General features: G+C 62.7%; 14 protein-coding genes and 1 tRNA gene. 6 read left to right on the plus strand and 9 right to left on the minus strand.

Annotated features, from left to right (window positions below; all coding sequences use genetic code 11):
• Window positions 1-13 precede the first annotated feature (13 nt).
• On the minus strand, window positions 14-1060 hold the full coding sequence (obgE, locus tag KY084_RS05780; RefSeq protein WP_219237499.1) for a GTPase ObgE: 1047 nt from the start codon (window positions 1058-1060) through the stop codon (window positions 14-16).
• Window positions 1061-1149: 89 nt separating this feature from the next.
• Complete coding sequence (locus tag KY084_RS05785; protein WP_219237500.1) at window positions 1150-1743, minus strand: TetR/AcrR family transcriptional regulator; 594 nt, start codon at window positions 1741-1743, stop codon at window positions 1150-1152.
• Between the two features lie 66 nt (window positions 1744-1809).
• Here KY084_RS05785 and KY084_RS05790 point away from each other — a divergent pair, with 66 nt between their 5' ends.
• Window positions 1810-2685 carry a metal-dependent hydrolase gene (locus KY084_RS05790; protein ID WP_219237501.1) on the plus strand — a complete coding sequence of 292 codons (876 nt, stop codon included), beginning with the start codon at window positions 1810-1812 and terminating at the stop codon, window positions 2683-2685.
• A gap of 37 nt (window positions 2686-2722) precedes the next feature.
• Here KY084_RS05790 and KY084_RS05795 read toward each other — a convergent pair whose 3' ends face one another.
• From KY084_RS05795 to hspQ, 4 genes are all read right to left on the minus strand, one after another.
• Complete coding sequence (locus KY084_RS05795; protein WP_343227960.1) at window positions 2723-3271, minus strand: GNAT family N-acetyltransferase; 549 nt, start codon at window positions 3269-3271, stop codon at window positions 2723-2725.
• A gap of 171 nt (window positions 3272-3442) precedes the next feature.
• On the minus strand, window positions 3443-3712 hold the full coding sequence (gene rpmA, locus KY084_RS05800) for a 50S ribosomal protein L27 (RefSeq protein WP_219237502.1): 270 nt from the start codon (window positions 3710-3712) through the stop codon (window positions 3443-3445).
• A gap of 33 nt (window positions 3713-3745) precedes the next feature.
• A complete protein-coding gene (gene rplU, locus KY084_RS05805; RefSeq protein ID WP_219237503.1) occupies window positions 3746-4111 on the minus strand; it encodes a 50S ribosomal protein L21 in 366 nt (121 codons plus the stop codon).
• Between the two features lie 134 nt (window positions 4112-4245).
• Complete coding sequence (gene hspQ, locus KY084_RS05810; protein WP_219237504.1) at window positions 4246-4626, minus strand: heat shock protein HspQ; 381 nt, start codon at window positions 4624-4626, stop codon at window positions 4246-4248.
• 130 nt (window positions 4627-4756) lie between these two features.
• On the opposite strand from hspQ, the gene KY084_RS05815 reads away from it, so the two are divergent.
• A tRNA-Ser gene (locus KY084_RS05815) sits at window positions 4757-4846 on the plus strand.
• Between the two features lie 57 nt (window positions 4847-4903).
• Here the strand turns inward: KY084_RS05815 and KY084_RS16575 are convergent.
• Window positions 4904-5032, minus strand: a complete 129-nt coding sequence (locus KY084_RS16575; RefSeq protein WP_281421887.1) for a hypothetical protein — start codon at window positions 5030-5032, stop codon at window positions 4904-4906.
• Window positions 5033-5088: 56 nt separating this feature from the next.
• Window positions 5089-5361, minus strand: a complete 273-nt coding sequence (locus tag KY084_RS05820) for a zinc-binding dehydrogenase (RefSeq protein WP_219237505.1) — start codon at window positions 5359-5361, stop codon at window positions 5089-5091.
• A 210-nt stretch (window positions 5362-5571) separates the two neighbouring features.
• Between KY084_RS05820 and KY084_RS05825 the strand changes: the two genes are divergently transcribed.
• The 4 genes from KY084_RS05825 to KY084_RS05840 all read left to right on the plus strand — a co-directional run bounded on the left by KY084_RS05825 (window position 5572) and on the right by KY084_RS05840 (window position 11964).
• Window positions 5572-7512, plus strand: a complete 1941-nt coding sequence (locus KY084_RS05825) for a methyl-accepting chemotaxis protein (protein ID WP_219237506.1) — start codon at window positions 5572-5574, stop codon at window positions 7510-7512.
• Between the two features lie 145 nt (window positions 7513-7657).
• On the plus strand, window positions 7658-9241 hold the full coding sequence (locus tag KY084_RS05830; RefSeq protein ID WP_246586920.1) for an alginate export family protein: 1584 nt from the start codon (window positions 7658-7660) through the stop codon (window positions 9239-9241).
• Between the two features lie 114 nt (window positions 9242-9355).
• Entirely contained in the window at window positions 9356-11146 is a 1791-nt protein-coding gene (locus tag KY084_RS05835; RefSeq protein WP_246586921.1) for an adenylyl cyclase, read from the plus strand.
• A complete protein-coding gene (locus KY084_RS05840) occupies window positions 11143-11964 on the plus strand; it encodes a glycoside hydrolase family 16 protein (protein WP_219237507.1) in 822 nt (273 codons plus the stop codon). Before KY084_RS05835 ends, KY084_RS05840 begins: the two co-directional genes overlap by 4 nt.
• Here KY084_RS05840 and KY084_RS05845 read toward each other — a convergent pair.
• A complete protein-coding gene (locus tag KY084_RS05845) occupies window positions 11961-13172 on the minus strand; it encodes an MFS transporter (RefSeq protein WP_343227961.1) in 1212 nt (403 codons plus the stop codon). The genes KY084_RS05840 and KY084_RS05845 overlap by 4 nt on opposite strands.
• Between the last annotated feature and the right edge of the window lie 5 nt (window positions 13173-13177).

Below are 13177 nucleotides of genomic sequence, written 5' to 3' on the forward strand. Positions count from 1 at the left end.
ACCATTATGCGATTCAGACAGGGGACCATTCAACCGGTTCCTCGCCGTCATCGTCGTCGATATCGTCCGGCGCGGCAGGGTCGATCGCGGCGATTAGCCGGTCGAGCACGGCCGCGGCACCCTGACCGGTCGCGCCGGACAGGGGCAGGACCTCAGCCCCGCTGGCCTCCGCCAATTCAGCGCTCAACGCTTCGGTGAGTTCCTCGTCAAGCAAATCGGCCTTATTCAGGGCAATCACCTCCCGCTTGTCGGCAAGGTCCGCGCCATAGGCCTCCAGTTCGGCGCGCACGGTGCGATAGGCAGTCGCCGGATCGTCGCCATGCGCATCGACCAGATGGAGCAACACCTGACAGCGTTCGATGTGCCCCAGAAACCGGTCGCCGATACCGGCGCCATCTGCCGCGCCCTCGATCAATCCGGGAATGTCGGCGATGACGAACTCGCGATTCCGGTGTTTGACCACGCCCAATTGTGGCCGGGTGGTGGTGAAAGCGTAATCGCCGACCTTCGCCTTGGCATTGGTGACCGCGTTGATGAAGGTCGATTTGCCCGCATTGGGAAGGCCGACAAGGCCCGCATCGGCAAGCAGTTTCAGGCGCAGCCACAGCCAGGCCTCTTCGCCGGGCCAGCCGGTGCCATGCTGGCGCGGCGCGCGGTTGGTGGAGCTTTTATAGCTCATATTGCCGCGACCGCCATCGCCGCCGCGCAGAAACACCTTGCGCTCGCCCACGCGCGTGAAGTCCATCAGCACATGGTCCTTGTCCTCGCTCAGCACCTGTGTGCCGACCGGAACCTTGATGACAAGATCGTTGCCGCCCGCGCCGGTCTTGTTCTGGCCCGCGCCGCCCTTGCCGCGCTGGGCGCGGAAATGCTGGGTATAGCGAAAGTCGATCAGCGTATTGAGGCCGGGCACCGCTTCGAACACGATGTCGCCGCCCTTGCCGCCGTCACCGCCGTCGGGGCCGCCATATTCGATATATTTTTCGCGCCGGAAACTCACGGCGCCCGGGCCGCCGGTGCCCGAACGAACGTAGATCTTGGCCTGATCCAGAAAATGCATGTGCCGCTATCTAGCGATGACCAGCGATTTCGCCAGTGGGGAAGGGAGGAAGCGCACGGTTTCGTTCGTGCCAGATGGGATAATGCCGGTCAGACCGGCTCACGACGTTCGGCGAGCAACGCGGAACAGGCGAGGTCGCGCGCCTTTTCGCGCGGCAGCCCCAGCGCGCGCGCCATCGGCGCTCCCAGCAAGGCATCGCCGAGTGCCATCAGGACCAGTTGCAGCGTCTCTTCATGAATCGGGCGTCCCGTGCGCGCCCCTTCGTCGAGTTCGACGCTTAGTTCGTTCACCAGCCGGTGGATCGCTTCAAGAATGGGATTGAGCGCATCCTGATTGCCCGAAAGTATCATCCAGCTCGCAAGCTGCGCGGCGCCTTCCTTGTCAAAGGCGTCGAAGGTAAGGTCCACCACTTCGCGCGGATCCTGATCGGAATCGCGCGCCTTCAGTGCGGCGGCGGCGATTTTAGCGGTGATCGCGTTCGCCATCATCTCGATCAGCGCTTTTTGCAGCCCCGCGGCCGATCCGAAATGATGAAGCAGGTTCGCATGGGTGCGCCCGATACGGGCTGCGACCGCTTTCAACGTCACCGCCTGCGGCCCGTCTTCGATCAGCAAGGCACGCGCGGCATCGAGCGCGGCGAGCCGCGATTCTTCCGGGGTGAGGCGTTTGCGAATAATTGACATTATTGTAAGTAAGGCTATCTACATCGGTGTAAGCACAATGCCGAATTGCCTGTTTGGAGGAAAAATATGGCGAAGGCAAAAACTCCGACCGATCTGACCATCACCCCGCGCGACCAGCGTTTCGGGCGTGAAGAGCGCTATCGCCGCTGGTGGGCGAACGGCGATCCCTATGCCAGCGCCTTTTACAACGCATTGTCGGTTACCTTTCCCAAGGGGGAGGGGTTCTTCATCGATTCGGTTCGCCAGTTTCGCGACGGCGCCTCGCCGCGACTGGCGCGCGAGATAAAGTCCTTCGTGCAGCAGGAAGTGATGCACACCCGCGAACATGTCGCGTTCAACCGGCATGTGGTCGATCAAGGCTATGACATCAGCCGACTTGAAAAACGGGTCGATGACGAAATCGCATTGACCAGGGGGCGGCCGCCAATCGCGAATCTGGCCGCCACGATGTGTCTTGAACATTTTACCGCGATCATCGCGAATGAACTGATCGCCGATCCCCGGCATCTGGCGGGCGCCGATCAGGCCGCGGCCGATCTGTGGCGCTGGCACGCGATCGAGGAGATCGAGCATAAGGGCGTTGCCTATGACACTTGGCTGTACGCCACCCGTGACTGGAGCCGGTGGCGGCGGTGGAAGGTGAAGGCGATCGTGATGCTGATAGTGACAGCGCGATTTTTTCGCGGCCGCGCACAAGGCATGCTTGATCTGCTGGCGCAGGATGGAATGACCGGGCCGGGCGTTAAATGGCGGTTGTTCCGCTATGCATTTGTCCGGCCCGGCATGGCGCGCAAGATACTGGGCGCATGGGCGTCATTCTTCCTGCCGGGCTTTCACCCGTGGAAGCATGACGACCGGCAGCTGATCGCGCTGGTCGACAGCGATTATCAGGATGCGCGCCTGCCACGCTCGCCCGCGGCCGGCCAGCCGCAGGCGGTGTGATCCGGCGCCGCTACCTTTTTGGGCGCGGAAACGCGCGTCAGGCGGCGATACGGGCCGGGGCGGGGGATGACGCGAGCGGAACGGCATAGCGCATCCTTACCGTCTCCACCGGCTCGCCCCGCGCCATGCACGCCGTGGTCAAACGCTCGCCTGTCGGCCGGAACCCCAGCCGATCGAGCACGCGTGCGCTGGCGATGTTGTCGACGGCATATCCCGCTTCGATTTCCGGAAGCCGCAACACCTCGCGCGCATGGTCGATCAGGCCGCGCGCCGCTTCCACCGCATAGCCGTTCCCGCGCGCTTCGGGGATCAGCCAATAGCCCAGTTCCCACCGGTCGTGTTCATTCGGGCGAAGACCGATGCCGCCAATTATCCGGTCGCCGGACATATCGGGAGCGAGGATCAGCAACGCCTCTGTCGGGGCGTGGGGCGCGCCTAAAAACGCTTCGGCATGGCCCAGCGTATAGGGCCAGGGTGCGCGCGAAAGATTCTTCACCACGCCCCATTGCCCGATGGCGCGCGCCAGTTCGGGGGCATCTTCTATCCAACCGGGGCGCAACGTCAGCCGCCTGGTGCGAACGAACACAGCAACTCTCCTCGTCGTTGCGTGCGCCGCATGCCATACAGGGATGACAGACGTGCGACCACGCGGGGGGAGGGAGCAAGAAAAAGGGAGCCGGGGTGACCCGTCTCCCTTTTTTGCTGGTTCCTGCGTGGAACCCGGGTCACCCTGGTGGGTAACCCGGCCGGTTACCCGTTATTCGGCGGCATCCGCCATAATCTGTACCGACGCGTATTTGCGGCCCAGCTTGCCTTCGCGGAACGCAACGCGTCCGTCAGTAAGCGCAAAAAGGGTATGGTCCTTGCCCATGCCGACATTTTCGCCCGGATAGAATTTGGTACCGCGCTGGCGCACGATGATGTTTCCGGCGATCACTTCCTGACCACCGAATTTCTTCACGCCAAGGCGACGGCCTGCCGAATCGCGGCCGTTACGCGAAGAGCCGCCTGCTTTTTTATGTGCCATGTGAGTCTACTCCTCGAATCTTCGCTGAAGGCCTTACGCGGCGGCGGTGTCGCCGTCGGTCGCTTCCGCCTTCTTGGCGGGCGCCTTCTTGGCCTTCTTCTCACCACCGACAGCGGTGATCTTCAGGATCGTGTGCTGCTGACGATGGCCGTTCTTGCGGCGATAATTGTGCCGGCGGCGCTTCTTGAACACGATCACCTTTTCGGCCTTCGCCTGCGCGATGATCTCGGCAGAAACGGTCAGCCCGTCGGTAGGCTTAAGATCGCTACCTTCGCCCGCCAGGAGCACGTCGTCCAGCGTAATCGAATCACCTGCTTCGCCGCCGATCTTTTCGACGACGATCTTGTCTCCTGCGGCAACGCGATATTGCTTGCCGCCCGTGCGCACGACTGCGAACATGGCCCTCTTCACTTCCAAATGCGTGTGTCCGCGTGGAGGCATGCTCGACGCGGAAATGAAGGCGCGGGCTATGCGAAGCCACGCGCCTTGTCAAGCTTGGTCAGGGCAAAAAGCCGCCCGGACCCAGGCGTCGTTTAGTGGCGATGCTCGCGACGAAGCGTGTAGCGACCGTCGGCATAGCTGTCGAACAGGCCGGTGATCGCCGGATGGTCCACCGGCTCGTCGCTGTCGTCGCTCATCAGGTTCTGCTGACTGACATAGGCGACATAGCTCGAATCGGTGTTTTCGGCGAGGATATGGTAAAAAGGCTGCTCCTTGGACGGGCGCGCATGTTCGGGAATCGAATCATACCATTCCTCGCTATTGGCGAAGACGGGATCGACATCGAAGATGACGCCGCGAAAATCATACAGGCGGTGGCGAACGACATCGCCCAGATTGAACCGCGCATGCGTGATCGCTGGTACGGGAATGCCGGTTTCCAGCGGATTGGATATTGGTTGGCTACGCTCCATGCCTGCTAATTTAACGCTTTGTACGCGACGTACAAGCTGGTGCTTGTGTCGTCGCACCGCTTGGGTTAAGGCCCCGCCCTCATCGACCGGTGCAGCGACGCGATCAGGCGTCAATCGGCACGAAATCTGCGGAGAGGTGGCAGAGTGGTCGAATGTACCGCACTCGAAATGCGGCGTGCCTTCACGGGTACCGTGGGTTCGAATCCCACCCTCTCCGCCATTTGACGGTCTCCCGTGAGCTGCGGCAGACCGTCACCAATTACACAAAAACAAATAATTACAGGTTGTTGGGAAGCGTTTCGATCGCCGGTTCGCAATGGATCGCATCAAGCCGTATCTCGCTATTGAGAGCATGATTGTGCGGAGATTGCCGCTTTATGATTTCCGGCTGGATGTGCGCAGACATGATGATGCGCTGATTCGGCAATGGCAAACTGACATTCGCCGAACGCTTGGGGTTGTTTAGCGGAGAGCGTTTACCGTCAGGACGATCTTGCCGCGGATATGACCTTTGGCCGCGCGTTCATGCGCTTTGCGGGCGTCGGCAAGCGGGAAGGCGTTATCGATCGCCACCCGGATTGTGCCATCGTCAAGCAGCCGCCCAATCGCTTCGAGTTGACCGCCGTTCGCCCGAACCTGAGTCGTTGACACGGTAATGCCGAGCCGTTCCGCCTCCCCGGCGCACGACACGCCAAGGCCGAAGATCGGGAGGAGCGCGCCACCGCGTTTGATCATGGAAGGAACCGGAAGGTTGCCGGGCCACCGATCTGACGGGCCACTGGCTCTCCGCCATTTTCACGCCGCTGCCGCCATGTTGCAGGGAAGCCACAGCGCCGGAGCAACCGCGCCCTTTCGTTCGGCGAGGCGTCTTTTTTGCGCTGTCCAGCGAGATCCTTCGGGAAAATTTCCTACAAATTCTTCGAATAATTGCATTCGGAGAGCAACTTGTCGATTCTAGCCCGGTTGAAGATCAGCCAACGTATTTTCGTGGTCGGAGTGGCGTCGCTGCTCGGCTTGCTCCTTGTCACTGGTTTGGCGATGATGGAGCTGAAGCTTTCGTTGCAGCACAGTTTCGAAACACGCACCAAACAGACGCTCGACGTCGCGTACAGCCAGCTCGAACGCTTCCATGCCGAGGAGGCCGCGGGGAGGATGACAAGGGCGCAGGCGCAAAAGGCGGCGGCGGCGGCGGTGAATTCGCTCCGGTTCGGCAAGCTCGGCTATTTCTTCATGTTCGACAACGACATGACGATGGTCGCCCATCCGGTGAAATCAGAACTGGTTGGCACCAATGTGCGGGACAAGACCGACGCCGTCGGCAAGATGCATTATCGCGAAATGCGCGAGAAGGCCGCCGGCCCGGACGGCGGCGGTTTCGTGCGGTACCAATATCAAATGCCGAATGGCGAGGGCATAAAGGAAAAACTGTCCTATGCTCGGGGGTTCGCGCCCTGGGGCTGGGTGATCGCGACGGGCGTGCTCAATGACGAAATCGAGGCGGCGCTTTGGCACGACGCAGGAAATCTGGCGAAGATGGTTCTCTTTGTCATACTGCTTATCGGCGGTGTCATCTGGATGATCGGCCGGTCGATCACGCTGCCGTTGCGCAGTCTGACCGAACGGATGCGCAGCCTGGCCGGCGGCAATGTCACCGACGCCATTCCCGGCATAGAGCGCAAGGACGAACTGGGCGACATGGCGGGTGCGCTTCAGGTGTTTCGCGAACAGGCGGTCGCCAAGGAAGAAGCGCAGGCCGCCAAGGCGAAGGGTGATGCCGAGCAACAGATGATCGTGGCGCTGGTTTCCGACAAGCTGGAACGGCTGTCGGATGGCGATTTGACCAGCAAGATCGATGAGGATGTGCCCGGTTCCTATGCCGCGCTGAAGCGCAACTTCAACACCGCCATCGCCAATCTGAGCGAATTGATCGGCGCGCTTGCCGATGCGTCGCACGGGATCGAGACGGGGGCGACGGAGATCGCGGCGGCTTCGGACGATCTTGCCCGCCGGACCGAAAGCAATGCGGCAAGCCTGGAACAGACATCGGCTGCGCTGTCGCAGATGAACGACCGGCTGAAATCCAGCGCGCAATCCGCGGATCGCACGGTCGATTGCACGCAATCGGCGATCGCCATGGTCGATACCGGCCGATCGACCGCCGAACAGGCCACCGGGGCGATGGATCGCGTCGGCGAAAGCGCCCGCGGCATTGATGATGTGATCGAGGGGCTGGACAAGATCGCGTTCCAGACCCGCGTGCTCGCCATGAACGCCGCTGTGGAGGCGGGTCGCGCGGGCGAGGCGGGGCGCGGTTTCGCGGTCGTCGCCGATCTTGTCTCCGCGCTCGCCATGCGGGCGGAGGAGGAAGCGCATCGCGCGCGCGAACAGCTTACCGCCACCCAGTCCGATATCGGCATCGCGGTCGACGCGGTGCGCAGCGTCGATACCGCGCTCGCCAACATCACTGGAAGCGTGCAGCAGGTTCACGAGTTTGTGGAGAGCATGGCCACCGACAACCGGGCGCAGGTCGTGACGATCGGAGAGATTGCGAGCGCCATGAACACCATGGACCAGTCGACGCAGCAAAATGCGGCGATGGTCGAGCAGACGTCGGCGGCGGCCCGCAATCTTGCCGGCGAAGTCCGCACACTGACTCGCCAGTCGTCGCGCTTCACGGTGGAGCAACGCGAAGGCTCGGCAAGGCGGATTCCCGCCATGGCCGCGCCATCGGAGCGGGGGGCGAAGACCGCAGCGTCGCCAAAAGCGGCGACCCGGACCGAAGCGGTCAAGCCGAAGCCCGCCATGCCGCCGCGCAATGTTCAGCCTGTAGCGGCCGCCGCGATGTCCGCAGCGGGAGGCGCGGAGGACGACTGGGCGAGTTTCTGACTTCCGGGCCGCGCCGGCGTGCCGACGCGGCCGTACTTACGATCAACAACGAAGCGAGGACGTCGCGCGGGGGCGAATGCGGCGTACGGGGCGGGCGGAATATGCGTCAAAGCTCTTCGCGAACAGGGACGGAAAGCAACGAAAAATGATCAGCTTTATCGCTAAACGGGGCCACGGCATTTCGCTGATCGCGATTGCCGCGGCGTGCCCGCTCTTCGCACACGGCGCACATGCCCAGAGCGCCGAGCCGGACCTTGAAACGCCTTCCGAGATGATGGTGAACGGCCCGGTGCAGCAGGCGCCGCCGCCGGAAGTGCAGGTTCCGCCGAGCGAAGCCGCGCAGCCGCAAGCTGTCGCCAATCCGGCGATCCGGGCCTATCCCGCGCATGCCGACGGCCATGGCGTAAAGATCGGCGGGTATAATAAATCGCGCTGGGCCGAGGACTGGCGCCAAATGGCCGATCCGGCCAAGCGCGACGATCCGATCGACCGGCTGAAATTCCTGCCGCTCGACGATTCGGGCGATATCTATGTGACATTGTCCGGCGAAGCGCGCTTTCGCACGAATTATACCGGCAATCCGGGCCTTATCGATGGCGATCATGAACGCGAGGACCAGTTGCGGCTGGTTGCTGGCGCGGACGTACATCTGGGCACGTATGTCCGATTTTACGGCGAACTGGCGCATGCCGGGACCGGCGGGCATAATATCGGCACCCCGTCGGCGAAACTGCAAAACGATTTGATCGTGCAGCAGGCTTTTGGCGAGGTCAGCGCGATTGTCGATTCGACCGCCATCGGCGTGCGGTACGGACGGCAGGAATTCACCGACGGATCGCCATTGCTGCTTTCGCAAAAGGACGACAGCCCGATCCGCACCGTGCTCAACGGCTTTCGCGGCTGGGCGATGAGCAGCCGCCTTCGCTTCACCCTGTTCGATTTCGAATATACCGCTTTCGGCCGCGAAGGACTGAGCGACGACAAATCGGATGACAGTACGCGCTTTTCGGGCGTGACGATGGGGATCGTCCTGCCCTCGGTGGCGAAGGGCGAAGTGTTCCTCGATCCGTTTTTCTGGCGCGAACGCCATGATGCGGTGAGTTGGGGCGGGGTTAGCGAGCGAGAGGAGCGGCTCTATTACGGCGCGCGGCTGTGGGGCGATATCGGGCGGTGGACGATCGACTGGACGGTGGACCATCAGGGCGGAAGTTTCGGAAACCGCGATATCGATGCCTGGAACCTGTTCATCGCCCAAACCTATGGGCTGAGCGACAGCGGCTGGAAGCCCGAACTGGGCATACATTTCGATTATGGCAGCGGCGGCGGCAGCTATGACGGGGGCGCGCTGAAGGTGGCGAGCACACCGGTGGGGGGTAGTTCCTCGTACAGCTATCAGGGGCTGCTGACCATCAGCAACCTGTTTCAGGTCGCGCCGAACATCACCGTGACGCCTGTACGCGATGTGAAGACGACGTTCGAATATATTCGCGCCTGGCGGGCGGATGAAAACGACGCGGTATATCGTTCGAACAGCCGTCCCTATGCCGGTACGGAGCTGCTGGATGGAAAGGATATCGGGCAATCCTTCCGCATCCAGGCGGCGTGGAAGATCACGCAGCGGCTGTCGGTCACGGGGCGGTATGAATATTTCGACACGGGCAAATTGCTGACCAGGCTGGGCTATACCGATTCGCACTATCTCGCCGCCTGGACGAGCTTTCGCTTTTAGGCCGCCAAATCCCGAAGGGGGGAGTTGCGTAAGGCGGTCCCGCACATAGCCGGCGGGACTTGCGCCAGACCCCGTCATGCGTGAGAACGTTCCCAAAATGGACGGGAGCGGATCATGCGGTATCGGTCGGGAATGCGGACCAACAGGCGAAGCGTGCTGGCGGGGCTGGCCTCGGCGAGCGGGATCGCCGCGTTGCCGAAAGGTGCGCGCGCCCGCCCGGCGGGGCTTTCGCAACCGGACCTTGGACCGAACGTCATCATCCTGACGCCCGATATGCCGACGCAATCCGCGCAGGCCCGGCTGGACGGGATTTTCGCACGGCAGGAACGTTCGCACTTCAGCGATGATCGCTATGCGGTGCTTTTAATGCCGGGCGAGCACGCACTCGACATCAATGTCGGATTTTTCACCCAGGTCGCCGGGGTGGGCCGGATGCCGGGGGATGTCGTCGTTCGTGGGCATGTCCATGCGGAGGCGGACTGGAATGACGGGGTGGCGCTGGTCAATTTCTGGCGTTCGGCGGAAAATATGGCGGTGCGCCCGCCCGACGGGGCAGATCGCTGGGCCGTATCGCAGGCAGCGCCCTATCGCCGGATGGATATCGCGGGCGATTTGTTTCTGGACGATGGCGGCTGGTCGAGCGGCGGTTTTATTGCGGACAGCGTGATCTCCGGCACGGTCCGTTCGGGCACGCAGCAGCAATGGTTTACCCGCAACAGCACCATTGGCGGCTGGGACGGATCGAACTGGAACATGATGTTCATGGGCGTCGAAGGGGCGCCACCGACCATGTTTCCCGACCCGCCCTATACCACGATCGAAGATGTTCCCGTGGTACGCGACAAACCGTTTCTGCAGGTTACGCCATCCGGTGTGTGGCAGGTACTCAAACCGGCGCTGCGTCGAAACGCGCGCGGGCCGGGCTGGGCAAACGGCAGCCAGGCCGGCGAAGCGATCGCGCTTGATGATTTTCTGATTGCGACGCCAGACATGCCCGCCGGCCGGATCAACGCCGCGCTTGCGTCCGGAAAGCACCTGCTGCTCACGCCCGGTATCTATCGCCTTACCGAGCCCCTGGAGGTGGTGCGCCCCGGAACGGTCGTGCTTGGCCTTGGCCTTGCCACGTTACTGGCGGAAGGCGGGACGGTGGCGATGCGTATCGCCGATGTTTCCGGTGTCGTGATCGCAGGGTTGTTGTTCGACGCCGGACCGCAGGTTTCGCCGCTTCTGCTGCAGGTGGGCCCGCCGGGCGCGAGTGCCGACAATCGTGACGATCCGATTTCGCTGTCCGACATCTTCGTGCGGGTGGGCGGTGCGCGCAACGGCCGGGTCGAAACCGCGGTGGAGGTAAACAGCAACCACGTCATCGGCGACCATTTGTGGATATGGCGCGCCGATCACGGCGACCGGGCAGGCGGGCGCGAGCATGTCGGCTGGGATGAGAATACCGCCAATCAGGGACTGATCGTAAACGGTGACGATGTGGTGCTGAGCGGCCTGTTCGTCGAGCATTTCCAGAAATACCAGACGCTGTGGAACGGCGAGCGCGGGCGGACCTATTTCTATCAGAACGAACTGCCCTATGATCCGCCCTCGCAGGCGGATTACATGGCGGACGGGCGGCGCGGCTATGCCGCGTACAAGGTTGCGGATCATGTCGACCATCACCTTGCGGTCGGCATGGGTATCTATGCCAATTTCACCGCCGATCCTTCGATCGTGCTGGAAAGCGCGATACAGGCACCGGAAAAGCCCGATGTGCGGTTTCGCAGCGTCACCACCATTTCGCTGGGCGGTGGGAAAGGCACGATCGCGCATATCGTAAATGACAGCGGCGAGGCGGCGAAGAAGGGGGCGGTGCGCCAGACCCTGAACGAATATCCGCCCCGGGGAGCGATGAAATGATACTCGCGCTGTCGCTGATGCTGGCACAGACGCTCGGCGCGTCCAACTATGCCGTCGATGCGCCGATGGCAGTGCCGGTCGCGGCGCCGAGTTTTGCCGACGAATTCAACGGCGATGCCATCGATGATGCGACCTGGCGGTATGACACCGAACGCAATGCGGCGGGCTGGTATAATCACGAACGCCAATATTATGCGAAGGAGCGCCCCGAAAACGCGCGGATCGAGGACGGCGCGCTGGTGATCGAGGCGCGGCGCGAAACGCTGTCGAAGGACCAGCACCCCGATTGGGGCGGGCAGCAATACACCTCGGCGCGGTTGGTCAGTCGCGCAGGCTATGGCCACGGTTTCTATGAAATCCGTGCCCGGCTCTCCTGCGCACGCGGGACCTGGCCCGCCATCTGGATGCTGCCGCCCGATGGCATCTGGCCCGATGCGGGGGAGATCGACATTATGGAAATGGTCGGATGGGACGCGAATGTTGTGCACGCAACGCTGCATTCGGGCCTGTTCAATCACCGGCTGGGCACGCAACGCGGCGCGCAGATCGAAATTCCCGACGCCTGCACCGAATTCCATCGCTATCAACTCGATTGGACAAGGCATGCGATCACGATCGGCGTCGACGATCGCGCCTATATGCGGGTCGCCAATGATCGGCCGGGCGGGAAGGGGGCGTGGCCCTTCACCCGGCCCTATCACCTGATCCTGAATCTGGCCGTCGGCGGCGATTGGGGCGGGAAGGAAGGCGTCGATGACGATGCCTTCCCCCAGCGGATGGCGATCGATTATGTCCGCTATTGGAAAAGCGGCGACTAACGCCGGCCGCGCACCGCGAGGATCAGCATTCCGCCGATGCCGTTTAGCAGCGCCAGCGCAAGCAATGCCGTCGAAAAATTGCCCGGGGTCGCGAGCTGCCAGGTAAGCAATGGCCCCAACAGCGCGGGCAGGGTGTTGGTCAGATTCAACAGCCCCAGATCGCGCCCGCGATGGTTCGGATTGGGCAGCAATTGCATGGCAAAGGCAGAATGCAGCGCCATGAACGCCTGCGATCCCGCCGAGTAGAAGAAAAAGGCAAGCGCGCTGATCCGCGGATCGTTTGACAGTGCCATCACCACCAGTCCGGCGACCGCACCCGCCGCCGTGGCGAGCAGGAACGGCTTTCGCCGACGCAACTGGTCGGAAATCCGTCCGATCAGCAGCGCGATCGGGACCGGAACCAGAAAGGCGACGGTCAAAACATGCCCCACCCGTGCGGCAAGCTGATCCACCGCGGCGTCGGACACGGTTTCAAAATAATAGAAAAGATAGGTCGAGAGGACATTCGCGGCGACCTGCATCAGGATGCGCGCCGCCCATGCTATGGCAAGGTCGCGCCGCAACATCGCCGCTTCACCCGGCACCGGCGGCGGAGCATCAAGCATGCGCGGTCGCGTCGCCAGCAGCGGCACGGTGGCAAGGCCGATGGCAAGCACGACCAGTCCCAGCCTGCCGTCCTCGCCCAGGCCCGCCACGCCCACCAGCCGCGCCGAAGCCGCCGCCGCCAGCGGGAAGCTGAGCGCGAGCAGACCGCCGGTCAGCCCCTTTTGCGAATCGGGAATCTCGTCCGCCATGATCGCGATCAGCGGAGCGAGCAACATGTTCACCGCGATCTGCACCGCGACGACAGCCAGAATCAGCGCAAGCGGTTCGCTGGCTTCTGCAACGGCAAGGAAGGACAGGGCGATCGCCGCGATACCGCCCAGCACCCAGCGCCGCCGTCCGCCGCCCCTGCGCACCGAAATATCGCTCAGCCAGCCGAAAAATATGTTCGAAACGCTGGAGGCTATGCCGCCCGTCACCATGCAGGCGGTGAACAGACCAAGCCGCGCCTCTCCCGCCATCGCCTCGACCTTCATCGGTAAGAGCAGCGACAGCAGCGGCAGATATCCCAGTACGCCGCCCAGATGGGCGAGCGCGAACAGCAGCAGGAAGCCGACGGACCTGCGTCCGCCCGGCGCCGGCGTCGCCGACGCGGTTACTGTCACCGCTT

The sequence above is a fragment of the Stakelama flava genome (assembly GCF_019351405.1).
In the GTDB taxonomy this organism is placed as follows: Bacteria; Pseudomonadota; Alphaproteobacteria; order Sphingomonadales; family Sphingomonadaceae; genus Sphingomonas; species Sphingomonas flava_A.